Source organism: Megalodesulfovibrio paquesii (assembly GCF_054653055.1).
On sequence record NZ_BAAIGQ010000005.1, the window covers coordinates 454,926 to 478,726 of the forward strand.

General features: G+C 62.4%; 20 protein-coding genes and 1 riboswitch. Of the genes, 12 read left to right on the forward strand and 8 right to left on the reverse strand.

Going from position 1 to position 23,801, the window contains the following annotated elements; genetic code table 11:
• Window positions 1-14 precede the first annotated feature (14 nt).
• Complete coding sequence (locus ACYQ00_RS08585; RefSeq protein ID WP_460031724.1) at window positions 15-551, reverse strand: YeeE/YedE thiosulfate transporter family protein; 537 nt, start codon at window positions 549-551, stop codon at window positions 15-17.
• Between the two features lie 99 nt (window positions 552-650).
• Complete coding sequence (locus ACYQ00_RS08590; protein WP_460031725.1) at window positions 651-1,319, reverse strand: peroxiredoxin; 669 nt, start codon at window positions 1,317-1,319, stop codon at window positions 651-653.
• 219 nt (window positions 1,320-1,538) lie between these two features.
• Between ACYQ00_RS08590 and gltX the strand changes: the two genes are divergently transcribed.
• Together gltX and ACYQ00_RS08600 are read left to right on the forward strand one after the other, a co-directional pair.
• Entirely contained in the window at window positions 1,539-2,924 is a 1,386-nt protein-coding gene (gltX, locus tag ACYQ00_RS08595) for a glutamate--tRNA ligase (protein ID WP_460031726.1), read from the forward strand.
• Window positions 2,925-3,251: 327 nt separating this feature from the next.
• Window positions 3,252-3,359, forward strand: a riboswitch (cyclic di-GMP riboswitch).
• A 251-nt stretch (window positions 3,360-3,610) separates the two neighbouring features.
• Window positions 3,611-4,867, forward strand: coding sequence for an EAL and HDOD domain-containing protein (locus ACYQ00_RS08600; protein ID WP_460031727.1), 1,257 nt, complete (start codon window positions 3,611-3,613; stop codon window positions 4,865-4,867).
• 467 nt (window positions 4,868-5,334) lie between these two features.
• Here the strand turns inward: ACYQ00_RS08600 and ACYQ00_RS08605 are convergent, their stop codons facing one another.
• The 4 genes from ACYQ00_RS08605 to ACYQ00_RS08620 are packed head-to-tail and all read right to left on the reverse strand — an operon-like array spanning window position 5,335 to window position 8,948.
• On the reverse strand, window positions 5,335-6,345 hold the full coding sequence (locus tag ACYQ00_RS08605; protein WP_460031728.1) for a hypothetical protein: 1,011 nt from the start codon (window positions 6,343-6,345) through the stop codon (window positions 5,335-5,337).
• 32 nt (window positions 6,346-6,377) lie between these two features.
• Window positions 6,378-6,677, reverse strand: a complete 300-nt coding sequence (locus ACYQ00_RS08610) for a hypothetical protein (RefSeq protein WP_460031729.1) — start codon at window positions 6,675-6,677, stop codon at window positions 6,378-6,380.
• Window positions 6,678-6,696: 19 nt separating this feature from the next.
• Complete coding sequence (locus ACYQ00_RS08615) at window positions 6,697-7,644, reverse strand: polysaccharide deacetylase family protein (protein WP_460031730.1); 948 nt, start codon at window positions 7,642-7,644, stop codon at window positions 6,697-6,699.
• Window positions 7,641-8,948, reverse strand: a complete 1,308-nt coding sequence (locus ACYQ00_RS08620; RefSeq protein ID WP_460031731.1) for a zinc-dependent alcohol dehydrogenase — start codon at window positions 8,946-8,948, stop codon at window positions 7,641-7,643. Before ACYQ00_RS08620 ends, ACYQ00_RS08615 begins: the two co-directional genes overlap by 4 nt.
• A gap of 322 nt (window positions 8,949-9,270) precedes the next feature.
• On the opposite strand from ACYQ00_RS08620, the gene ACYQ00_RS08625 reads away from it, so the two are divergent.
• From ACYQ00_RS08625 to ACYQ00_RS08635, 3 genes are all read left to right on the forward strand, one after another.
• Window positions 9,271-10,488: a radical SAM protein gene (locus tag ACYQ00_RS08625; RefSeq protein WP_460031732.1), complete on the forward strand. Its 1,218-nt coding sequence runs from the start codon at window positions 9,271-9,273 to the stop codon at window positions 10,486-10,488.
• 88 nt (window positions 10,489-10,576) lie between these two features.
• Complete coding sequence (locus ACYQ00_RS08630; RefSeq protein WP_460031733.1) at window positions 10,577-11,779, forward strand: glycosyltransferase; 1,203 nt, start codon at window positions 10,577-10,579, stop codon at window positions 11,777-11,779.
• Window positions 11,779-12,807: a glycosyltransferase family protein gene (locus ACYQ00_RS08635; RefSeq protein WP_460031734.1), complete on the forward strand. Its 1,029-nt coding sequence runs from the start codon at window positions 11,779-11,781 to the stop codon at window positions 12,805-12,807. Before ACYQ00_RS08630 ends, ACYQ00_RS08635 begins: the two co-directional genes overlap by 1 nt.
• A 96-nt stretch (window positions 12,808-12,903) precedes the next feature.
• On the opposite strand, the gene ACYQ00_RS08640 is transcribed toward ACYQ00_RS08635, so the two are convergent.
• The gene (locus ACYQ00_RS08640; RefSeq protein WP_460031735.1) at window positions 12,904-14,346 is read right to left on the reverse strand and encodes a lipopolysaccharide biosynthesis protein; all 1,443 of its coding nucleotides are present in this window, start codon (window positions 14,344-14,346) and stop codon (window positions 12,904-12,906) included.
• Window positions 14,347-14,763: 417 nt separating this feature from the next.
• On the opposite strand from ACYQ00_RS08640, the gene ACYQ00_RS08645 reads away from it, so the two are divergent.
• The 7 genes from ACYQ00_RS08645 (at window position 14,764) to ACYQ00_RS08675 (ending at window position 22,880) form a co-directional block, all read left to right on the forward strand.
• Window positions 14,764-16,029 (forward strand): aminotransferase class I/II-fold pyridoxal phosphate-dependent enzyme, encoded by a 1,266-nt coding sequence (locus ACYQ00_RS08645; RefSeq protein ID WP_460031736.1) that lies wholly within the window; start codon window positions 14,764-14,766, stop codon window positions 16,027-16,029.
• 121 nt (window positions 16,030-16,150) lie between these two features.
• The gene (locus tag ACYQ00_RS08650; protein WP_460031737.1) at window positions 16,151-17,335 is read left to right on the forward strand and encodes an ABC transporter permease; all 1,185 of its coding nucleotides are present in this window, start codon (window positions 16,151-16,153) and stop codon (window positions 17,333-17,335) included.
• 37 nt (window positions 17,336-17,372) lie between these two features.
• Window positions 17,373-18,023 carry an ABC transporter ATP-binding protein gene (locus ACYQ00_RS08655; protein ID WP_460031738.1) on the forward strand — a complete coding sequence of 217 codons (651 nt, stop codon included), beginning with the start codon at window positions 17,373-17,375 and terminating at the stop codon, window positions 18,021-18,023.
• Between the two features lie 328 nt (window positions 18,024-18,351).
• A complete protein-coding gene (locus ACYQ00_RS08660) occupies window positions 18,352-19,539 on the forward strand; it encodes a TolC family protein (RefSeq protein ID WP_460031739.1) in 1,188 nt (395 codons plus the stop codon).
• Window positions 19,529-20,449, forward strand: a complete 921-nt coding sequence (locus ACYQ00_RS08665; RefSeq protein ID WP_460031740.1) for an efflux RND transporter periplasmic adaptor subunit — start codon at window positions 19,529-19,531, stop codon at window positions 20,447-20,449. The genes ACYQ00_RS08660 and ACYQ00_RS08665 overlap by 11 nt, the downstream gene beginning before the upstream one ends.
• Before the next feature lie 168 nt (window positions 20,450-20,617).
• On the forward strand, window positions 20,618-22,393 hold the full coding sequence (locus tag ACYQ00_RS08670) for a hypothetical protein (protein ID WP_460031741.1): 1,776 nt from the start codon (window positions 20,618-20,620) through the stop codon (window positions 22,391-22,393).
• Window positions 22,394-22,412: 19 nt separating this feature from the next.
• Window positions 22,413-22,880, forward strand: coding sequence for a hypothetical protein (locus tag ACYQ00_RS08675; protein WP_460031742.1), 468 nt, complete (start codon window positions 22,413-22,415; stop codon window positions 22,878-22,880).
• Window positions 22,881-22,967: 87 nt separating this feature from the next.
• Here the strand turns inward: ACYQ00_RS08675 and ACYQ00_RS08680 are convergent, their stop codons facing one another.
• The gene (locus ACYQ00_RS08680; protein WP_460031743.1) at window positions 22,968-23,738 is read right to left on the reverse strand and encodes a glycosyltransferase family 2 protein; all 771 of its coding nucleotides are present in this window, start codon (window positions 23,736-23,738) and stop codon (window positions 22,968-22,970) included.
• Window positions 23,739-23,801 lie beyond the last annotated feature (63 nt).

A 23,801-nucleotide genomic window follows, 5' to 3' on the forward strand; every position in this document is an offset into this window, starting at 1 on the left:
TCCCTCTCCTTGCCCTATTTGCCGCGATACAGCAGCCGGGCCGTCACCAGCCCGCCCAGGAAAAAGCAGACCAGGGCCACAAAGCCGGAGACGGCCAGCTGCACCGTGCCCGAAAGCCCGTGCCCGCTGGGGCAGCCGCCGGCCAGACGCGCCCCCATGATGGCCAGCACGCCGCCGAAAAACGCCACCACGGCGCGCAGCCCCGGCGTGTTCCCGAAGCGTTCCGTCCAGGTGGGTGGCGTCATGGTGAGGCGGAAGCTGCCCTCCAGCCTGGAGGAGAGGAGCGAGCCCAGGAACACGCCCACCACAAAGAGCCACTGCCAGTCGAAAACGGGCGCTTCCTTTTTGAAATAGAGGTTCTCGGCCACATGGCCGGGGGAGAAAAGTTGCTCCAGCATGGCCGTGGCCCGGACAAATGTGGTGGACGCACCGAAATACTTGTCAATGAACACCACCGACACAATGAGCAGCAGGCCGGCCAGCGCTCCGCCCAGGTAGGGATTCATGGGCAGGGGCTCGACGGGGAATTTGGGGCGGGCGGATTGGGGCATGAGGCCTCCCTTACAACGTTGCATCATTCAGCGCGGGGGCGTGTCGGACAGCCCCCGCGCCAGCAGTATGGTTGGGGTGATGGCTGAAAGGGCGCCGGCCTATTCGGCCGCGGGCTCGGGCAGCTTCTTGTGGCAGAACCACCAGTCGTAGCACTCGAACTCGCCGCTCAGGCGTTCCTTGGCAGCCTTGCGGTCCTTGGCCGGGGGCACGATGACCTCGCAGCCAATGAGTTCGTTGTCCGGCCAGCCGGCAGGCACGGCCACCATGTTCTTGTCCGAAGCCTGCAAGGCCTTGAGCGCGCGCAGGATCTCGTCCATGTTCCGGCCGATTTCCTGCGGATAGTAGATCATCAGGCGGATGACGCCCTCGGGATCCACAATGAACACCGCGCGCACGGTGTTGGAGCCCTTGCCAGGGTGGAGCATGCCCAGGGACTTGGCGATGTCGCCCATGTCATCGGCAATGACCGGGAAGTCGATGCTCACGCCGAGCTTTTCTTCAATCCAGTCGATCCATTTGATATGCGAGAAGATCTGGTCGATGGACAGGCCGATCAGCTCGCAGTTCAGGGCCCGGAATTCGGCCGCCCGTTTCTGAAAGGCCACGAATTCCGTGGTGCACACCGGGGTGAAATCCGCGGGATGGCTGAAGAGCACAAACCAGCGGCCTTTCATGTCGTGCGGGAGTTTGATGGGGCCCATGGTGGTCTGGGCCTTGATTTTCGGAAGTTTTTCGCCAAGAAGGGGAATGCCGTGCGTTTCTTCCATGATACCCTCCGGAATCATTGCACATGAGGTTTTGCCGGGACCATAGCAGATTTGGCGCATTGCGCAACGGGAAATTCGATGACGCATGCCCGGCCCGCGCCCGGCCAGAACAGGGCTGCTGCCGGCATTTGACAGACCCGGCCCTTCGGACTACCACCGCCCTGCATCGGCGTTCGTTTTTTCATCCCATCACACGATCCGAACCCCCCAGCACGCACCATGACGACCACTCGCTTTGCTCCCAGCCCCACGGGCGCGCTGCATATCGGCGGCGCACGCACGGCCATTTTCTCCTGGCTCCTGGCCCGCAACCAGGGCGGCCAGTTCCGCCTGCGCATCGAAGACACGGACCGCGAGCGCTCCCTGCCCGAGCACACCGCCGCCATCCTGGAAGCCCTGGAATGGCTCGGCCTGGACTGGGATGGCGAGACCGTCTACCAGGTTCAGCGCGAGGAACGGCACAAGGCCGTGGTGCAGCAGCTCCTGGACACGGGCAAGGCCTACTGGTGCGAATGCAGCCCCGAGGAAGTGGACGCCATGCGCGAGGCTGCCCGCGCTGCCGGCAAAAAACCCAAGTACGACGGCCGCTGCCGCTGCAAGAACCTGGGCCCCGGCCCCAACCGCGTGGTGCGTTTTCGGGTGGATGACGGCCCCCGCGTGCTGGTGGAAGACATGGTCAAGGGCCATGTGAGCGTGGAGCGCGAGGAACTGGACGACATGATCCTCCTGCGCAGCGACGGCGCCCCGGTCTACAACCTGGCCGTGGTGGTGGATGACCATGACATGGGCGTGACCCACATCCTGCGCGGGGACGACCACCTCTCCAATACCCCCAAGCAGATCCTGATCTATCAGGCCCTGGGCTGGGAGCTCCCCCGCTTCGGCCATGTGCCCCTCATCCACGGCGCCGATGGCAAGAAGCTCTCCAAGCGCCACGGGGCGCGCGCCGTGCTGGAATACCGGGAAGAAGGCTTCCTGCCCGAGGCGCTGATCAATTATCTGGTCCGCCTGGGCTGGGCCAGTGGGGACCAGGAAATCTTCACCAGGGAAGAGCTGATCGCCCAGTTCACCACGGACAACCTCTCCCCCTCGGCGGCGCGGTTTGATCCGGAAAAGCTCCTCTGGCTTTCCGGGCATTACATCAAGGAAGCCTCGGTGGAACGTCTGGCCGGCCTGTTGCCGCAATATTTCGAAGCCCAGGGCCTGCCCGTGCCCGGCCCCGCGGCCATGGCTGACATTGTCCGCCTCTTTCAGCCCCGGGCGCGGACCCTGGTGGAGCTGGCCCAGGCGGCGGCGTTTCTCGTGGTGGCTGATGCGGATCTGGCTTTTGACGAGGCCGCGAAAAAGAAGTGTCTCTCCCCGCCGCCGGCAGCGCTCTTCGAAGGCCTGCTGCCCCGGCTGGAAGCCTGCGAGCCATTCAGTGCCGAGGCGCTGGAAACCCTGCTCAAGGACTATGTGGCCGAGGCCGGCGTGAAGTTCAAGGAACTTGGCCCGCCACTGCGCGTGGCCCTGACCGGCGGCACCAACAGCCCGGACCTCTCCCACACCATGGCCGCCCTGGGCAAGGTCCGTTGCCTGTCCCGCATCCGCCGGGTTCTGGCCTGACACGCTGGGCCTGACACGCTGGGCCTGACACGCTGGGCCTGACACGCTGGGCCTGAGGATTCCTGGCCTGACTCCCGCGGCCCACCTGCCGGGCAGAGGAGGGAGCCCCCCTCAGCCTGGCACGTGGGCCGCTGCGGTGTTGCCTTCATACTTCGGACGCTTTGGGGCGGCGGCGCAGGAATGGCCTGTAAGGGAGGGGGTATCCCGCAAGGCGTTGAGCTGTCGATTCGGGAATACCCTCATATTCCTCTCCAGACTGCGGGAAAACGCGCCAAATGTGGCGCATGACTTGACTTTACGGGATGAATCGCTACAATGCGATTGATCGATTGAAAAAGCCAAACCTGTCGCGAGGCAGGGACGGAAAGCCACGGGCCTCCAGGATATGTACCTGTTTTGCGGTGCATCTGGATGCGAGGCAGCCGGGTTGCCGAAGTGAGGTCGTCCAGGGGCGTCCACAAGACTCCCCCTAAGATCCGGAGGAACACACCTCCATCTCTTGGAATGCGGAGGGGGTCCGCATTCCGTCTCCGGCTCCCACCTGCGCTTTCCATTGGCAAGGCTGCTGTGTCTGCATGGCGATGCAGCATGTGCGTGTTGTCTGCTCTTCGGGCTCCAGCCTCTGCTGGCGTACGACGAAGCGGCGCACCGCCGCATGCAGGGGACGAAGAGAGGAGGGTAGGATCATGGCGGAAAAACTGGACGATACCGCAAGCATCGGCGAGCACTTGTTTTTCAGCAAGCAGCCAATCTTTTCCAAAAATCCCAAAGTCTGGGGCTATGAGCTGATTTACCGCGACAGCCCCTGGCTGTTGCAGGGCGGCTCCACGCGGGCCCAGCAGCTTTCCAAGCGCATGGCCGCCAACGCCTATGCCCTCAATCTGCGCGGGCGCGTCGGCGCGGCCAAGCTGATGGTCCCGTTCTCCGAGGCCTCGGTGCTCGAAAAGGCCCCCGCCGGCCTGCCGGCCAGCCACACGGTCATTGAGCTCAAGGAGTCCCCGAGCATCTCCCAGGACGTGCTGCGCGCCGTGGATACCCTGCGCGACGACGGCTACCTCCTGGCCCTGGACGATTTCGAAGGCCTGCCCGGCTGCGAGGGCCTGCTGGAACGCGCGGACATCCTGCGCATCGACGTGCGGGACAAACGGCCCATCCGCATCCTGGAGTCCATGAACAAGGTCGAGGCTGGCAAGGCCCTCCTCGTGGCCAAGGGCGTGGATACCATCGAGCTGCACAAGCTGGCCAGGGCCCTGGGATTCAAGCTTTTTCAGGGCGCCTATTACAAAAAGGCCGAGGTCAAGCCCGACCGGACCCTGACTGCCAGCGAGGCCTCTCGTCTGGAACTGTACAAGGTCATCGCCGGCCGGCCGGACTTCCCCAAGCTGGCCCAGTCCATTGCCATGGACGCCAGCATTTCCTACCGGCTGCTGGTGTTTCTGAATTCCGCCTATTTCAGCTTCCCGGTGGAGATCACCTCCATCCAGCACGCCGTGGTGCTCCTGGGCTGGGAACAGATCAAGAACTGGCTGCGCGTGGCCATCCTCACGGACCTGACGCCCTCGGAAAAGAGCCACGAGCTGGTGCGCATCGCGGCCCAGCGGGCCAAGTTCTTCGAGCTGGCCTCCAGCCGCAGCGGCTACCCGGCCGACTTCCAGGACTCGCTTTTCCTCCTGGGTCTGTTCTCCCTGCTGGACGCCATGCTGGACATGCCCATGACCGAGGTCATCAAGGCCCTGCCCATCAGTGACGACATCAAGGCCGGCATGCTTCGGGAAAAGAACGTGTTTGCCGTGTGGCTGGAACTGGCCAAGGCCATTGAGGACACCCAGTGGGAACGGGTGGACAAAGTGGTCAAACTGCTGCGCATGGAGCCGTCGGTCATTGCCGGGGCGTACTATGATTCCCATGTGCTGGCCAACTCCTTCTTCGAGATGAGCCAGTAGCGCCACCTCCTCGTTTGCAAGGGCCGGGTATCCCCGCGTATCCCCGGGTACCCCGGGTATCTGGCCCTGCACATATTGATGACGGGCTCCCCCTCCCCTCACCTCCCGTCATCTCGCGGCGGCGCCACCCCCCTCAGGTGCCGCCGCACCACTTTTCCGGGTACCCAGACCTTTTGCCCAGACGTTTTTCAGCGAGACATTGTGGGGCAACATACGGCACGGGGACGCCAGGCCTGCAAGGCTGGCGTCCCCGTGCGCGTGTGGACTGTGGAAGAAGGGCGAGCGCGGGAGTTGTCCCCCGGCTGCAAGGCTAGTGTTGCGTCCTAACTGCAGATATGTTTTGAGGACGCATCACCGGGCCGCCGGAGCCGCAGGCTCCGTGAGTCAGCCAATATCCCCGCATGTTGGCGGACGATCCTTCACGAAAGCCGATGCGGTTCTTGGCATCGGCTTCCGTTGTCATGAAACTAGTCGCAGGGCGTCTGGTCGGCGAAACCGCAGCCTTGCGATTGATTGGCCGGCAGGGATTGCAGCAGGCCGGGCAAGGCCAGGCCTGGCAGGGTCGGGCCAGACTGCTGCGGCACGCTGCCCGCGCCGCTCATGGGCGTGGTTGCCGGGCCGGAGCCGGTCGAAACATGCGGCTGGGCCAGAAGCTGCATAATGCCCGGTGCGGTGGCCTGCAGGAAGGGGACGGTCTGGCTACCGGCGCGCAACACGGCGACTTTGTTGCGCATGCTCATCCACCAGATAGCCAGGGTCTCTCTGATCCCGGCGCGGGATTCCGGGGCCGGGGTATCGTCCACCAGTGCGCGCAAGAGCTCCGGCAGGGCCGTGCCGTGCTGTTGTCCGAGGCGGAGGGCCAGGAGGCGGCGTTCGTCTTCCGGCGTTTTGGCGATGGGGAGGAAGGCGGTCTGCCGCAGCAGTTCCGGCTGGACCAGCAACCGCAGGACTGCGGTCCGGCATTCCGGGCAGGTGGGGGAGAAGTACAGCTGCAAGGCCGGATCCTCCAGCTGCGCCAGGGGCATGGGGGCCACGGCGCCGCGCCCCAGTCCGGAAACGGCGGCGGTGAAGCACAAAGCCCAGATGATCAGGACGCGCCGCAAGCGCAGGGCGGATTCCCGGCCCGCCCAGGCCGCCAGCGCCACGCCGCCAAGCAGCGCGGCCACCACCAGACACGTCAGGCACGGTGCGGTCAGGGCCAGGATCACCAGCAGGACCGCGTCAAAGACCAGCCCGACAGCCAGGCACCCGTCGGCCGCCAGCCGGATCAGGGGCTGGCGGCGGCTCGCAGAGTAGAGCGCTGCCAGGGTAAAAAAGCCGGCCGCGCCGATCCAGTACAAGCTCAGCCCGGCAATGGACGCGCCCTTGAACAGGGCGCAGCCGGCCGTGGTGCAGAAGGCGGTTGTGAGATCCAGGGCAGACACGGCGCAGAACACCGCGCCAACCAGGGCCAGAAGAATAGCCAGATACACACGCATGCGACAAGCCTTTGTGAGCGCCGCGAGGCGCTTCAGGCCTCGGGCTGGTCCAGCCAGCCGTTCAGCACTTCCACCAGCTTGCGGGCATGGTCCCGACTGTTGATGGACATCTTGGCCTGTTGCTGCCAGCGACCGTCGCGCTTGCGGTAGCGGCGGATGCCATACTTTTCGCCACCATAGGCTTCCTTTTTCGGATCCCATTCGCGATAGCGGAAGACCACGGTGCACCAGCCACCGCTGGAGCTGACCAGGGCCTTGTCCAGCTCCTGGACGACCTCGATGCCGTTCTCTTCATAAGTTATGGAAATATCATCCAATGGATTGGAAGCCATTGCGGGTTCTCCTTGGGGATCAGGCTGCGCCGATGCGGTCCTTGGGCAGCAATTCGGTCAAGGTCACGCCCTGGACAGGGCCCGTCTGCGTCAACCAGGTCAAAAAGTCGCGGATTTTTTCCACCAGCCGCAACACGGCTTCTTCATTGGGGAAGTGCGGGCTCTGGCCGGGCATGAGTTCCGAGGAATGCAGGAACATGGTCAGCACCTGGCCCTTGCGGCGGCGGTGGATGCGCGCGGCCCAGCGCATGGAGGCCGCGGGGTACCACACCGGCTGAATGCCCACCGCGCCCACGGCCGAGAAGTTGGACAAAATGGCCTGCCGCGCCCGCCGGGGCAGGGCCTTGGCCAGGGAATGCACCACCCGGGGCGAGGAGGGCCAGATGGGCACCATGGTCAGGGGCACCTCGAACAGCGGCCGGCCGGCGGGGTCTGCTGGCTGCAGCCAGTAGGGGTCGGCCGGGGCGAGAAACCGGTCCGGCACGTGGCGGATGTGCCGCAGCGGGGCGATGGAGGCGTCCACCTCGATGCCATACTGGGGCAGCAGGGTCTGCATCTGGCGGCCAAAGTCCCAGCGGCCCATGCGAAAGGAGGTGGGTGTCACGCCCAGGCCGGTCTGCAGGGCTTCCAGCAGGGTTTCGAACTTGGCCCGCAGGAGCGGTTCGGGAATGTCGTCCGAGGGCACGGGCTCGGGCCTGCCCAGGTCTTCAAAGGGCGGGGTGGACCAGGGGTGCAGGTGGGCGCCGATTTCGGCACCATACTCGTGTTGCCAGCGCTTGAGGATGTCCCGGCAATGCGGGTCGTTGGCCACCTGCCAGGAGACAAGCAGGGTCAGGGGGAAGCCCATATCCTTGGACAAAAACTCCAGACGGGAGAGGTGGTCCAGATTTTTTACCGAGGCGTTGCGCTCGTAGCTTCCGGAGAACAGACCTTCCTCTTCCACATCAATGCTGAGAACGAGCTTCATGCTGCGGCCTCCCGCGCCGTGGCGACGCTGTGCGGACCGCGAGCCGACTGGCCAGCAGGAATCTGGCTGGAATTCGTGTGTCGCATGTCGAACGCCACTTTCATGCTCTGATTGGTTTTCTTGTCAAAGACGCAGGTAAAGGCGTCCTTCCAGGATTGCAGGGGAAAGGTGTGCGTCAAGAGTCCTTCCGCGGGAAAATGTGGGCCGGCCAGCAGTTCCAGGGCCAGGGCATAGGTCCGCACCATCTGGCCGCGGTGGACCCCTTGCCCGTAGCAGGCAGTGCCGGTCATGGTCAGCTCCCGGAACCACAGGCTGGAGACGTCTGCCTTGGAGAGCGTGCCCGCCGTACCCACCATCACGTAGCGACCTCTGGCCCGCAAGGCAAGCAGGGACTGCTGCACCGACCCTGAGGAGCCCACGCAGTCGAAGACACGGTGGCAGCCGCCTTCCAGGTTGCCGCCGCCCAGGGTGGTCTTGAGCAGCCGGGCACCCAGGGCCGCACCCAGGGCGGAAAGATTCGGGCCCATGAGCACCTGATCGGCCCCGCCGGCCAGGGCCAGATCGCGCTGAAAGCCCCGCCGGGCCACCACCACGAGCCGCGCCCGGCTGCCCAGGGCCCGCAGGCTGCGCAGCAGGCATTGCCCGATGATGCCCATGCCCAGGATGAGCACGGTTTCGTGATCCTCGGGGAAATTGTCCAGCACCGGCTGCAGGGCCGAGGCCAGGGCGTCCGTCAGGATGGCCTGTTCATCAGGCATGGCCTCGGGCACAGGATGCAGCATGGCGCGGTGGGCCATGCACAGTTCGGCCATGCCCCCGCCCAGGGTGGCATTGTAGCCCAGCACCACGCCTGGCGCGATGTCGCCCTCGGTGTAGCGCTCGCAGAGGTTCGTTTCGCCGCGTCGGCAGGGCTCGCAGGGAGCAAGCCCCCGCACGGCGCAGTGCAGCACCGGCTCAATGACCACCCGCTGGCCCGGCAGGAAGGAGGAGTCCGCCGGCGGGGTGACGATTTCCGCCAGCACCTCATGCCCCAGCACCGCCGGGAAAGAGGCATACGGCTCCAGGAGCAGCGATTCCCTGGCCCGCAGCAGATTGAGATCCGACCCGCAAATGCCGCACATGCGCACCCGGCACACGGCGAATTCGTGGGCCCGGGAGCCAAAGGCGGCGCGGTCCGGCTCCGGGGCGTCTTGTGCCAGGGCCAGCGGGGCCAGGGCCGGGAAGAACCGGCGCGGCGCCAGCCGGGAGGCGAGCATGCCCGCAAGGTAATGCGGGACGGACTTTCGGTAAATGAGTGCGCGCATGATTTCGGGATCCAGTCAGGTCCTGCGGACGACAAAACAGGTGATTGTGCGGCTCTGATACCCAATTGGGGCCAGGGAGACAAGTCTTCCCGTCGTCATGGGCCACTTCCCGGCATGATCTTGACGTCTTCCCAGCCTCTGGGCACATCCGCACTTGCCCGAACCGCCAGCATGCTGTACAGGATCAAGCCGACACAGTATTGTGCGGCTGTTTCTGGGCTGCCTGTTTCCGGGTTGACACGGCCCCGGCATCCCCGGTACCCAACCCCTTCCCCGTATTTTCCCCTTTTTTCGATTCCACCTGCAACGGACGGTATTACGCATGGGCAGACGAAGCGGCGTCGGTTCTTCCTCCATTCTCAAGCTCTCTTTCCGAATCGCCAAGCATCCCTGGATCGCCAGCAAGCTCGCCAAGCTCCAGGTGGAAAAATGGCTCTTCAATCAAATAGCCTCTCCCTCCACCAAGGACGGCATGGCCCGCCAGGTGCGCCAGGTGTCCATCCGCATCACGGATATCTGCAACCTGCGCTGCATCATGTGCGGCCAGTGGGGCCCCACGGGCTTTCTCCACGGCAAGGACCTGCGCGAGCTCAAGCGCGAGGAAGTGACCCCCGCGCGCTACATCGAATGCCTGGAAGACCTCGTCGCCCATGGGCACAATCCCATCGTCTACCTCTGGGGCGGCGAACCGACCATGTATGACGGCTGGTTGGACGTGCTCAACGCCTGCAAGCGCCTCAGGCTGCCCACGGCCATTGCCACCAACGGCACCCGCCTGGCCAAGCATGCCCAGGAAATCGTGGATTCGAACATGTTCCTGCTCCAGATTTCCATCGACGGGCCGGACAAGGAAATCCACAACCGCATCCGCCGCGGCGTTGGCAGCGCAGACAGCTACACCGCCATCCAGGAAGGCATCGCCGCCGTGCGCGAGGCCCGGGCCAAGGCCGGCAAGGACCTGCCCCTCATCGCCTCACTGACTACCGTGTCCAAGGAAAACTACCAGCACCTGACCGGTATCTACGAAGCCTACAAGGACAAGGTCGATCTCTTCGTCTTTTATCCTGCCTGGTGGATCGACGAGGAAAGCGCCGACGCCCACGCCAAGGACTTCGAACGCCGCTTCGGCTTCGAACCCACCCTGCACCGCGGCTGGGTTGGCGGCTGGAAACCCTCGGACTACACCGAACTGGACGCCCAGCTCCAGAAGCTCAAGGAACTCGGCAAGCAGCCCGGTTCCCCGCCGGTCATCCTCATCCCGGACATCTCCGGCGAGGACAACCTGCACAAGTACTACACCGATCACAAGGCAACCTTCGGGTTTGATCAGTGCATCTCCATCTGTCAGGTGGTGGAAATTGACTCCAACGGGGATATCTCCCCCTGCCGCGACTACCACGACTACGTCGTCGGCAACATCAAGGATCACACCATCACCGAGCTCTACAACTGCGAACGCTTCCGCACCTTCCGCAAGTCCCTGGCCCAGGACGGCCTCATGCCCGTGTGCACCCGGTGCTGCGGGTTGATGGGATACTAAAAAAGCAAGAGACAAGACGGACCGGGGGAACTGAGTTCCCCCGAGCCCCCTCCAACTGGGGTGAGGTGTGGAACAAGCGCGAGCCTCAATGACGGCAAGGCCCGCCCGCCTGGTCTTGCTGTTGCAGGATTTGAACGTGGGTGGCACCCAGCGCCAGACACTGGAGCTGGCCGCCCGGCTGGACCGCACCCGCTTCGCCCCCGAACTCTGGACCCTCATGGCCGGCCGGGCCATGCTGGAACAGGGGCAGGCCACAGGCCTTTTGCCAGGGTTGGGCAGCCTCCCCGTCAGGCAGCTTTCGCCGCTGCCGTTTGTCGGGCCGGATGCAGTCCTGCGCCTGGGCTGGGAGCTGGCCCGCCGGGAGGTGGATATCCTGGTCCTCCTCACTGCCGTGCCCAACGTCTGGGGGCGGATCTGGGGCCGGCTGTGGAAGTGGCTTCTCAAAAAGCCCCTGGCCATCGTCGCCACCTGCCGCGGCGGCGGCGCGCCCGTCCGCCAGCACGAGGCACGGCTCTGGCCGCTGGCCGACCTGCACCTCTCCAATACCCACGCCATCAGGCAGGTACTGATGGCCGACTGCGGCCTGCCGGCCGGGCGCATCGAGGTCATCCACAACGGGGTGGATTTGTCACGCTTTGCGCCCAGGAAGCCGGAGGCGGCGGCTGCTTCGCGCACCGGACCGGTCATTCTGCATCTGGCCCGTCTGGTGGAAGACAAGGACCATCCCACCAGCCTGCGCGCCTTTGCCCGGCTGCTGCAGGTTGTGCCCACGGCCACCCTGCGGCTTGTGGGCGACGGGCCACGGCGGGCCGGGCTGGAAGCCCTGGCCGGGGAACTGCTGCCAGGGGAATTGCGGCGGCGCGTCCTCTTTGAAGGCGAGCGGCAGGATGTGGAAACCGTGCTGCGCGAGGCGGATGTGCTGGTGCTTTCGTCCATCCGCGAGGCCATGCCCAATGTGATTCTGGAGGCCATGGCCACGGGCCTGCCTGTGGTGGCCACGGACGTCGGCGGGGTGGGGGAGATGGTGGTGGAGGGCGAGACGGGCTTTCTGGTCCCCCCTGGTGATGACGCGGCCCTGGCCGAGCGGCTGATCCGGCTGGCGGGCGATTCCGTTGCGGGCCAGATAACGGGCCAGATAATGGGCCAGGCCCTGCGGCGGGCCATGGGGCAGGCCGGCAGGGCGCGGGTGGAGGCGCATTTTTCCTTTGAAAGCATGACCCGCGGGCACGAGGCGGTCTTTGCCCGGCTGCTCGAACGCACGCACACAACATTTTCCGGGAGGGCAGGCTGATGGCGCGTATTGTCTACGGCGTCATGGGCGATTCGCGGGGGCACCTGTCACGCTCCCTGGCCGTGGCCGGCGAGTTGTCCGGGCATGAGATCATTTTTGCCGGCGGCGGACTGGTCGAGACCGTGCGGGAACAAGGCTACCGGGCCATCCCCCTGCCCATGCTCGGCACCATCCTGAAAAACGGCGCCGTGGACACGCCGGCCACCCTGGCCAACACTGCCAAAGAGCTGCTGCGTCGCGGCAGCACCCTGGCCGCCCTGCGCCGGGAGCTGGAAGCCCTCAAGCCGGATCTGGTTGTTTCGGATTACGAATATTTCACCCCCCTGGCTGCCCGGCAGCTGGGCCTGCCCTGCATCTCCATCGACCATCAGCACGTGGTCACCCATACGGTGTACGCCACGCCCCCCGGCCAGGCATGGAACCGCTTCTGCACCTCCCTGCCCATCAGGCAGTTGTTCAGCAATGCCGAGCGGTTTCTGGTCAGCTCTTTCTTCGCCCCGCCGGTACGGCCCGGTGCCAGGGTGGAAATCTTCGGCCCGGTGCTCCGGCCCCAGCCCCTGCAGTTCACGGCTGGCACGGGCGAGCATGTGCTGGTCTACCTGCGTGGAGCGTCCCTGGAGGCCGTGACGCAACTCCTGGCCGGCCGGGAGCGGCGATACGTGGTCTACGGGTTCGGCGAGGTCAGCGGCCCGGCCAACTGCCTCTTCAAGAAGCCGTCCGTGGAAGGATTCCTGGAGGATCTGACCACCGCCGCCGCCGTGCTCTCCAATGGCGGGCATTCCCTGCTCTCGGAATCCTTCCACTTCGGCAAGCCGGTCTGCTGCGTGCCCACGGGTATGTTCTATGAGCAGTATCTGAATGCCTGGTTCGTCGAGCAGCTGGGCTACGGCCGGCTGATGCCGGACATTGCCCGCCGGGACATTCTCGACGACTTCGAGACCCGCATAGCCACCTTCGCCGCGACTCTGGCCGGCAAGTCCTTCCACGGCAACGCGGCCCTGGCCGCACGCGTGCAGACGTTGCTGTAGCGCACAGGGGTTCGTTTCCTTCGGGGGAAGAGGCTTTTTGGGAAGCAAGAGGCCGACGGACACTATGTTGGAGAAAAAATGTCCGCCGGCCTCTTGCTAGATGGTCTTTGCGGTCAGTTCGTCCAGGGCCTTGCGCCAGCGCCAGGCCAGGAAGGCGATGGGCAGCACCGCCAGAAGCTCGGCCGCCTCGCGGAACAGATGATCCAGGCAGAAGATGTAGATGGCCAGGCCCAGCAGGGTGGCCATGATCAGGTGCAGCAGGGAGCGGCCCGGGATCATGCGCAGCCGCCACTGGCAGAAGCCCACAGTCATCATGCAGACGACGACCTTGGTGAGCAGAATGGCCAGGGCCGTGCCCAGAAGCGGGTAGGGCGGGATGAGGAGCATGCACAGCACGAAGTTGAGCGCCAGGCCGAGGAGATAGAAAATCAGCAGCAGGCGCTCGCGCTGGATGGAAATCATCAGGTAATGGGCCAGATTGTGCAGGAATGCCGCCAGGATGGTGCCCACGAGATAGTGCTGCATCCAGATGGCGTCCGGGAAATTGTTGCCAAAGACCAGGGGGATGAGCCGGTCGGCCTCCACGGCCAGCAGAAAGGACGTGGGAATGGCCACGGCAATGAGCCAGCGGGAGGTATTGCGGGCCAGCCGGCTGAACTCCGGTTTGTTGGTGACCCAGAGTTTGACGAACAACGGGAAAAGCACCCGCCGCAGCAGCGTGCCGGAAACGAGCACGGCCACGAAGTCCACCACCTGCCAGGTGACGCTGTACTGGGCCACGCCCTGGGAACCGCCGTACTTCTGCAGGAAGAAGACGTTCATTTTGTTGTAAAAAATGGCCGCCACCGCCATGACGGTGTAGGTGATGCCGCCGCGCCAGGTCTGCCAGATGACCTTGAGCTGACGCATGCGGAACTTGGCCCGGGAACGTCTGAGGGTGGCAAAGACCGCACCGACCGAGGCGGCGGCGGTCTCGATGAGTTTGAACCAGGAAACCACCAGGGCCGACGCGCCCAGGAGCAGGGCGGCAATGCCATAGCCGAAGCTGAGTACGCTGGCCACGGCGCGCCACTTGCTTTCCACGTCCTGCCGGTCCAGCAGCTGGCAGGCCACGTAATAGGAGCTGGCCATGGCCTCCAGGCCCACGCCCGTGGCCACGATGATCACCAGCATGGCCAGATTGAAGGAATACTCCTGCCACAGGATGAAACCAATCATCCCCAGCCAGGAAACGCCCAGGAGCAGACTCTTCACCACCGTGATTTGCTTGAGGATGGTGGAGGGATAATCCGCCTTGCGCGCCAGGAGGGTGGCCAGATGCTGGTTCAGGCCGAACTCGGCGATGAAGAGCAGGATGGCCCCCATGTTCAGGGCCAGCATGAACTGCCCGTACACATCCGGGGAATACATGCGGGCCAGCAGGATGAGGAACAGGGACTGCAAGGCCTCACGCAGGCCATGCGCGCCCAGCAGGTACGCGCTTTTTCTGACGATGCTGTGGGACGCCTTGGGGGGCGAAGCCTGGGAGGGTGTGGACATGCGTGGTGTGGAGCGAAAACGCGGGGCGTAATGTGGCGCCATGCTGGCGGAAGGATGTTCACATACCAGTTCCTGGGCCGGCTGCAAAGGGGCAGGATGGCCCGGACCCGCTTCGGTCAGAAAACAGTTGTTTGAAATGTCCTTGTATGAATGCTTACGCTTGACGCACGTGGCCTGGACAGTCTAGAAAAATACAAAAAAAGTACTTCACCGTCGCCGTGCCTCCAGGACGGCGTCACGCAAGGGTGGTTTCCGGTTGACGGGTGCATCAAAAAATATCATGACTCCCTTGCCAATCGAAGCAGGGCATCGTAATGCATGCCCTCTTCACGTGGCAATCGTCCGACGGCTCTGCGACCGCCTGGGGGGCGGCGCGTGGCGAACCTCCAACTCCTCCCGCCTGCATACGGATCATCAATGAAGCTTTCCAAGCGTTTCCAGGCCTTCACTCGTCTGATTCAAAGCCCCATGGCCAAAGAGCATTATGCTTACTTTCAGCCCATTGACCGCTCCTTTGGCACAGAAGTGGAGGTGCATGGACAACGCCTGATCATGGCCGGCTCCAATGATTACCTGGGGCTCACCCATGACCCCCGCGTGCAGGAAGCGGCCATTGCCGCAGTCCGGCGCTGGGGGACGGGCCCTGGTGGCTCGCGGTTCCTTTCCGGCAACATGACCCTGCACGAGGAGCTGGAGTCGCGTCTGGCCGCATTCGTGGGCAAGAAGTATGCAGTGGTGCATACCACGGGCTTTTTGACCAACCTTGGTGTCCTTGGCAGCCTGATGCAAAAGGATGACGTGATTCTTTTCGACAAGGAAAATCACGCCAGCATCCAGGAAGGCTGCAACCACACCGGCGCGCGGATCATGTATTTTGAGCACAACTCCCGGGAATCGGCCGAACGCCGGCTGGCCCAGGCTCGCGAAAACCACCCGGATTCCGTCTGTTTCCTCATCACCGAAGGCGTGTTCAGCATGTCCGGGGATGTGGCCAACATGCCGGAGCTCATTAAAATCAAGCGCGCCAACCCGGAACTCGTGTTTTATTTGGATGACGCGCACGGCCTGGGCGTGCTGGGGCGCGGCCACGGCACCGCCATGCACTTCGGCGTGGTAGACGACGTGGATTTCATCATGGGCACCTTCTCCAAAGCCATGGCCTCCATTGGCGGCTTCATCGCCTCGGATCACGAAGACGCCCTGACCTTCGTCAAAAACAACTCCAAGACCCTCATCTTCTCGGCCGCCCTGGCTGCGGCCAATGCCGCCACCGTCCTGGAGTGTTTGAATATTTTGGAGAAAGAGCCCGAGCGCGTGGACCGGCTCTGGGAAATCACCCGCAAAATCCGCAACGGATACCGCGAGATCGGCCTGGTCTTTGGCGACAACGAATCGCCCATCATTCCCATCCACGTGGGCGACGAGTTCAAAGCGTTGCGCATTTCCAAGGAACTGTTCAAGCGGGGTGTCTTCGCACTGCCAGCCATCTACCCGGCGGTGCCCAAGGGCAAGGCCTTGATTCGGACTGCCTTTATGAGCACCCACACCGACGCGCAGCTGGATAAGGTTCTCGAAGCCTTGGGAGCCCTGGCCAAGGAATACGGCATCCGCATCCAGGATGGAGCGGTGGAGACTTCGTTGCATGAAGCAGGCGATGCCGGCGCCGAAGCGGTGGCTTCCTGAGCCGCAGGGGCGAGTCAACAAACCGGAGAGTGACGGCACGCGGGCGAGCATGACGTCATGTGTCAGGCTCTTCCACGAGTGTTACCTGCGATCGTCGATTCCGGTCGCTTTGTGATGAAATATGTTGCAATTTCAGGACTTAATACGCATCAGCCTGCGTCAGGTCATCCGCCAGCAAAAGCGCTACCTTGGCGTGTTGCTGGCCATTGCCCTGGGCTCCGGGCTGATGATCGTCATCCTGACCATGGGTGACGAGGTGAAAAGCAACTTGAACAAGGACCTGGACCTCCTGGGCGGCGCCACCATCATCAAGGTCTTTTTTGATGACGCCCAGCTCAGCCGCCTGGATGTGCCCGAATATTTTGCGCCGGATACACGGGAAGTGGTCGACAAGTTGCCAGGTGTGAACGGGACCACCATGGTCCATATGGCCGGGGCGTACGCCTCCTTCGGCAACCGGGACACCGACGTGATAGTCTTTGGTGTTGACGAAGACTACTGGCGGGTGAACGGGCTTGGCACCAAGGCGGGCGAATTCTTCGGCAAGGAAGCGCTGGAGAAACGCCTGCGGGTGGTGGTCCTGGGCGAAGAACTGGCCATGCGAATCTTTGGCCGGCTGGACGTGCTGGGTGAGTGGGTCATCATCAACCGGATGATGTATCTGGTGGTGGGCCTGCTGGACGCCGGCAGCATCGCCGACCGGGGCAAATGGGGCTACATCCCCCTGACCACCATGCAGGACTTCTGGCCTAAGGTGAATCCGCAACGGATGTACGTCCGTTGCGACACCTGGGACGATGTGCAACCCGTGGCCGAAACCGTTCTGAACACGGTCCGCAACCGGCAAAAAGCCGAGTTTTTGCGGGTGGAAGTGGCTGCCGAAGCCCTCAAGCACATCAAGCGCATTGTGTGGTGGGTGGAGTTGTTCGTCTATTTCTCCAGCGTGGCCACCCTGGTGCTGGGCGGGTTTGGTATCTGGAACGGTATGATGACCGCCGTCAAGGCCCGCACGCGTGAAATTGGCCTCAAAAAGGCCATGGGCGCCGAAGATATGGATATCATGCTGCAGTTCATTACCGAGGCCGTGATGCTTTCGTTCATCGCGGGCATTCTGGGGGTGGGACTGGGCTATGGCGGCGTGGAACTGGCCACCTGGATGCTCAAAAGCCAGGCGCCCAGGGATTTGTTGTACCTGTATTCGTTCATGAGCATCATCTTCACTGTGCTGCTTGGGCTTGGTGCGGGATTCTTCCCGGCGCTTCGAGCCAGCCGCATGGACGTGGTGAGCGCAATCCGCTATGAATAAGGTTGAGATGATCGAACCAGTCATTCAAGTGCGGGGCATGACCAAAGCCTACTCCAACGGGAACCAGGTCATTTCGATCCTCAATGGGATTGATCTGGACGTGCTCCCTGGCGAGATGGTGGCCATCATGGGGCCTTCGGGGATGGGCAAGTCCACCTTCCTGTTCATCCTTGGAATGCTCTTGCCCCCAAGCGGCGGCTCCTATAAGGTTAAAGGCCAAGAGGTGGCCCGGTTAACGCGTTCCGAGCAGGCCCAGTTTCGGCGAACCTTCGCGGGCTTTGTGTTTCAGAGCTGCAACTTGTTCGAACACACGAAGGTGTTTGAAAATCTTGAGTTCCCGCTTATCTACGCCGGGGTGCCGCGTAAAGATCGGGCTGAAATGATTGATGAAGCCCTGGCCAAAGTAAACATGATGCATCGCCGCAACCACCCTGCCAACCGTCTTTCCGGCGGGGAACAGCAGCGCGTTTCCATTGCCCGCGCCCTGGTGAACCGGCCGAGCATCATCTTTGCCGATGAACCGACCGGCCAGCTTGACCTCAAGCACAGCCGGATGGTAATGGAGCATTTTCAACGATTTGTCGCTGAGGATCATACGGCGATGGTTGTGGTGACGCACGATCCGGGGGTTGCGGAACAATGTACCCGCACCCTGCATCTGCGTGATGGAAATTTGTATGAGCAGTAGCTTCCACCGCCCCGAAGGTTTGTGCCTGCGGGGCCGCACTGGCAGGCTGCCATGGGTGGCGCTGTCATGTGGATTAGCCCGGCAACATAGATTGGGCAAGCCCTGAGGAGCCAGCAACGTGCACTCGTCCACCTTCCCCTACAGCGTATCAGGCATTGCCGACTTGGCGAGGCGCAGCAACAGGCTGTGCACCCGGTTTGCGCGCGTGGCGCTTCTTGCGCTTGTCGTGCTGTCGTGCCTTGGGGTGCATTCTGTTCAGGCAGCCGGCAAGGACTCCGATCGACAGCTGGCGACCCTTCCTTCGCACCCGTTGTCGTACAAGGAATGCGTGAGCCTTGCGCTGCAGAACTCGCCGTATTTTGTGCCCTCCGGCGTGGAAATCCAGGTCCGGCGTCTGGATGTCTGGGACAAGCGCATGGATTTGCTGCCAGACTTTTACGTCAATACCGGCATCCGGCTGAACAACCCCGACGGGCGCGATTCCTCGCCTTTCTCCGTGTCTTTTTCCTTCGGGAACTATGATCCGCTGGAAGCGTATCTTTCCATCGATGCCTACAAGACCATGGTTCAGCGTGCTGCCCTGGAGCATGTCAAAACCATTGACGAAGGCCTCTACACCCTGGCTCAGATTTATCTGAGCATGAATTTGTGGAACCGGGTGTCCCTTATTCACGATGAAATTATCGATAACGCGCGACAGCAAAAGGCGTTTGCCACACAGTGGTATAATGCCGGGTATGGCTCCACGCTGGACGTGATGCAGGCTGAGCGGCAATACGAAAACGCCGTGAGCCAGAAGCGCAAGAATGAAGCCATTCACATGCGGTCCCTGGATCGACTCAAGGGCTTCCTCGGTGCGCCGCAGGATCAGCCCCTGACACTGAATCTTGAAGACACTGTCAAGCAGGTGACCGGCGAGTTCAACCCCAGAGTGATCACCCTTGAAGCCGCCAAAAGCAACAACCTGGATATGCAGATGCGCCAGCTGGACAGCGAGCTGCAGGCTTACCGGGTGACCATGGCTTACGCCCGCTTTTTGCCGGACTATTCCTTCAACATTTCCAGGGAATATTCTTCCTACTCCAACTCAGACGAAGTACTTGTCAGCATCGGGCTGAGTATTCCTGTGTTGGACTGGGGTGAGCGGTACCGCGGTGTTATCCGTGAAAAAAAACGCGTGGTGCAAACCAAAGCCAAAGATCGAATCAAGACCCTTGATTTTGAAAACGAATTTGTCGAGGCCCAGAACGAAGTGGCCAGTGCAGCCGACGAATTGAAGGTTATGGCCAGTTCCAAGGAAATCGCCAGTCTGGAACGTCAACGTGCTGAAATCATGTACCGCTCCGGCTCTCTCGGGTTTCCCGAATTCTCCGTCGCGGTTGAACGTGACTTGAGCGCCCGGCTGGCCGCACTGTCCAAGGAATACGATTACGACCTCGCCGTGCTCAAGCTGCGGTACAAATCCGGAGACTTCCACGCGTCCATGCTGGATGTCGCAGTGTACAATGAAGAATAGAGCCACCCTCGGACTGCTGGTTTTCCTGTTCGCCATCGCGGCCTTGCCCGCCTGGGCGCAGGAACAGAACAGTTCCTCTCTCATGAAGACCGCCCAGGACATTGTGTTCCAGGGCAAGGTGTACAGCTCCCTGACTCGCGATGCGACCATCCTCTTTGATGGGGAAGTGGAAGAGCTGCGGGTTCGCCCCGGCCAGGCCGTGAAGCGCGGGGAAGTGCTGCTGACCTACCAGCTGACTCCGGAAGTGATGTCATCCTTGCGTTCCCGGGTTTCCACCACCTCCATTTCAGAGCTGGAAGCCAGACTGGCCAGCATTGATGCGGACATCCTTTCGGGCAAAACCAAGATGAAGGAGCTGCAGTCCCTGCGCTCCGGGAATTTCATCCCTGAATCCCGTCTGGATGAGCCCAAAAATGCTCTCGCAGCTCTGCAGGCGCAGCGCCAGCCCATTGAGAAAATGCTGGCCCTGAAGAAGCGGCTGCTTGAGGATGACGTGAAGCAGCTGCAGGCGCTTTTGGGCGATGTGATCTCTCTGGACAAGATTCCGTCTGTGGTGCAGCTGAAGTCCCCCATTGACGGGCATGTGACCACGCTGGCGCCCAATGTGCGGCCAAACAGCCTGCTGCGCGCCGGGACCGTGGCCATGTTCATTGGCGTGATGGACCCCATGCTGGTGCGTGCGCAGGTGTTTGAAACAGAAGCGCTACGCATCAAGCCAGGTGACAAGGCCACCATGACCCTGCCTTCCTTGCCGGGCAAAACCTTTGACGTGGTGCTGAGCCGTGTCAACCTGACGCCTTCGACCCAAGGCATTGACCAACCGACGTTCTACGAAGTGGAACTGACGGCACCCAACCCGGAGCTCCTGCTGCGGGAAGGGCTCAAGGTGTTTATCACGTTTGCCAAGTAGCTTGCAGGCAACGCGCGCTCTGCGTAGTGCGTGTGGCTGCTTTGCACAGAGCGGCAGGCATCTTCATTGCGCGCGGCGGGAGGACATTCCTCTTCCCGCCGCGTTGCTGCTGAAACATCCCGATGCCAAAGGCCTGACCGGTTCATCCATTCCGGAGCGCATACGCGTATGACGGCTGCACCGAACGCCCGCCGGCCAGCGTGGCAAGAACTCATTCTTGTGCTGAGTATGACTGCGCTGGTCTTTGCATGGGCGCATCGCCAAGCCTTTCTTTCCTCATATGTGGTCAACGATGATGTACGCCAGCAGATTGCCTGGATGCAGCAATGGCGGGATCCGGCGTTGTATCCTGATGATATGTTGACTGATTTTGCGCGCCATTACGTAAGTTACGGCGTGCGGGGCCTGTATGCGGCTGCAGATCTCATCGTTGAGCCGGTGCTTTTCACCAAGATTCTGACCGGCACCTTGTACCTGACCATGGCCGGCTTGCTGTTTGCCATAGGCCGGCAGCTGGCCGGAAGCCCCACAGGGTGGGGCCTGGTGTGCGTTTACTGGGTCATCCCCTTTTTTTTGCAGAATATCTCAGGTGGCCTGGCGCGGGCGTTCAATGGTCCGTTGCTGGCCCTGTTCTGTCTGAGCTGGATGAAAGGCCGCGGCAATTGGATGGCCTGGGCGTTGTTGCTCCAGGCGGTGTTCATTCCCTACATGGCTGTATTGAGCGCCATGGCTGCTGGCATGGGCTGGCTGGCAGCGCGGCTGGCAGGCGTCGCCGGCCCCCCCTTTCCGCGGAATATGTGGCACTGGCTGGCCCTGGCGGCCAGCGCGGCAATCGTGTGGCAGTTCAATCATGCACTGGATCTGGCCGGGTACGGACCGTTGGTGGATCGGTTGCACATGGCCGACCGCCCGGAGTTCACCGCCGCCGGACGACTGCACATCCTGCCGGTGCCTTCCGTGCTGCAGGAGGCCATTTGGGGGCCGCTGGAACGCCTCCTGCCCACGTCGGCGCTGGGAGTTGCCGGCGGGGTCCTGGTGACGCTGCTCTTCGGCACGGTCGCGGTATGGGGCGGCCTGCGCGCGCCTTGGCGTTGCCTGCGCCCGCATCTGCCGCTGCTGGCCTGTCTCGGTGGCGCCTCCGTGCTGCTCTATGCTGTGGCGCGAATGTTCCTGATGCAACTCTTTGTTCCATCACGTTATCTTGAATATTCCGTCGCGCTCGCGCATTGCCTGATGCTAGGACTGTGCCTCGCGCCGGTGATGGCACGCAGAAAGGTCGGGGTTGCGCTGGTGGTCTGTCTGGCCCTGGCCGGGGCGGGGCGTTTGGAAGGGCAGGGCCTGTACGACTATTCCCGTGACACCGCGCTCTACAACGCGGTGCAAGCCCTCCCCAAGAACGCCACCCTGGCCGGGCATCCGTTTCTGATGGATAACGTACTGCTTTTTGGCAAGCGCAAGGTGCTCGTTTCCTTTGAACTGGCGCATCCCTGGTGCGTGGGGCTCTGGAAACGTCTGGCGCCACGGCTGGACGATTTTTTTGCGGCGTATTATGCTCAAGATGCGGCTGTGGTGCGCGCGTTTGCGTCGGCCTACGGTGTGGATTGGATCGTGGTGGATCGCCGGCATTTTGCGTCAGAATTTTTCAACTGGCCGGTGCGGGAAATACCTGTCTGCCAGGCCGGCAGGTTTGGCCCGTTGCGCGGGGTGTGCGAGGCCGTGACCAACGCCACGCTTCCCCTGGCAGATCCTTTGCCGGATGTGTACGCAGTCACCCCGCCATTTTTCGCACCGTATCGTGAACAAATCCGCACCAATGTGAAGAAAGTCCGGACCTTTGCCCTGCTGGACGAGGACGAGTTTCCCGGCATAGCGGTGGATGCGCACATCCGGTTGGTTCCTTTGGGAAATGCGGGTGAACTTGCAGCGAAACACGATGCACACTGAATCTGGAGTGGCATACAGCATGAATCACAAGACTTTCATTCGGTTGGCCCTGTTTTGCGGCCTGTGTCTTTGCAGCCTGCCCGGCAGCAGATTGCCGGCCTTGGCCGGTCAGGCCGTAGGCCATGGGGCGCCCACGCAGGTGGTGGCAGAGTCGGAAGCCCCGCCTGCGCTGCCAGATATCAGCGGCGTATGGGAAGGCGCGGTGCTGATGTCCACCATCCGGGCAGAACTGGTGCAGGATCCCACGCCTATCAACAATGAGGCCAACGCGTTCAGCGGTGTGGTGACCATGCAGAGCGGTTCGCAGAACGTACAGTATCATGTCTTTGGGTTTGTTAATACGCAGGCCGTGGCCGGGGTCCATCCGCCCAGTGGGGCGCAGTTCATGGGCTCGCTCTTTTCGCCCAATGAACTGCGCGGGACGATCACGCTCAAGTCCGGCCAGCAGATCAGCCTCACAGCCACCCGCAAGGGCGCGTCGGAATAACCGCTACGTCTTGTTGTACGCAAAAAAACAGGCCCGCCTCCGAAAGGAAGCGGGCCTGTTTTTTTGTGTGGTTGTCTGGTTGCCGGGCTAGGCCAGTTTGGCGTGATCCAGTTCGGCGGGGAAGAGGGCGGACTGGACCCACTTGAGCTTGGAAAGGCGGAACAGCAGGCCGGTTTCCAGGCACCCGAACCCGTAGATGCAGCTGCGCTTGAAATTGATGGAAGAGCTCTCAGGCTCATAGCGGGTGGGGCAGCTGATTTCCGCCACCTGTGCGCCGGTGTACAGAATCTGGGCCAGCATCTGGTTGTCAAAGACGAAGTCATCCGAGTTGGCAGCCAGGGGCAGGGCCTGGAGCAGCTCGCGGGAGAAGGCGCGGTAGCCGGTGTGGTACTCGGAAAGCTTGGCGCTGAGCAGCAGGTTTTCGGCCAAGGTCAGGAAGCGGTTGGCCACGTATTTGTACATGGGCATGCCACCCTTGAGGGAGTAGCCGCCCAGGATGCGCGAGCCGAGCACGCAATGGTACAGGCCGTTGCCAATAAGCGAGGTCATGGCCGGGATAAGCTTGGGCGTGTACTGGTAATCCGGGTGCACCATGATGACGATGTCGGCGCCATGTTCCAGGGCCAGGCGGTAGCAGCTCTTCTGGTTGCCGCCGTAGCCTTTGTTCTTTTCATGAGCGTGCACATAGGTGGCTGGCAGTTCTTTGGCCACGGCCACAGTATCGTCCCGGGAGCAGTCGTCCACCACAATGACCAGATCGACCACTTCCTGCTGCATCACTTCTTCATAGGTTTTTACAATGGTCTGCGCCGCGTTATACGCAGGCATGACCACCACCACTTTCTTGTCTTTGTACATTGAGGGCCTCGTGCAGCCATTCCGCGGGGAACGGCTCTGGGGTGAAGTATTCGAGGTGTCGAG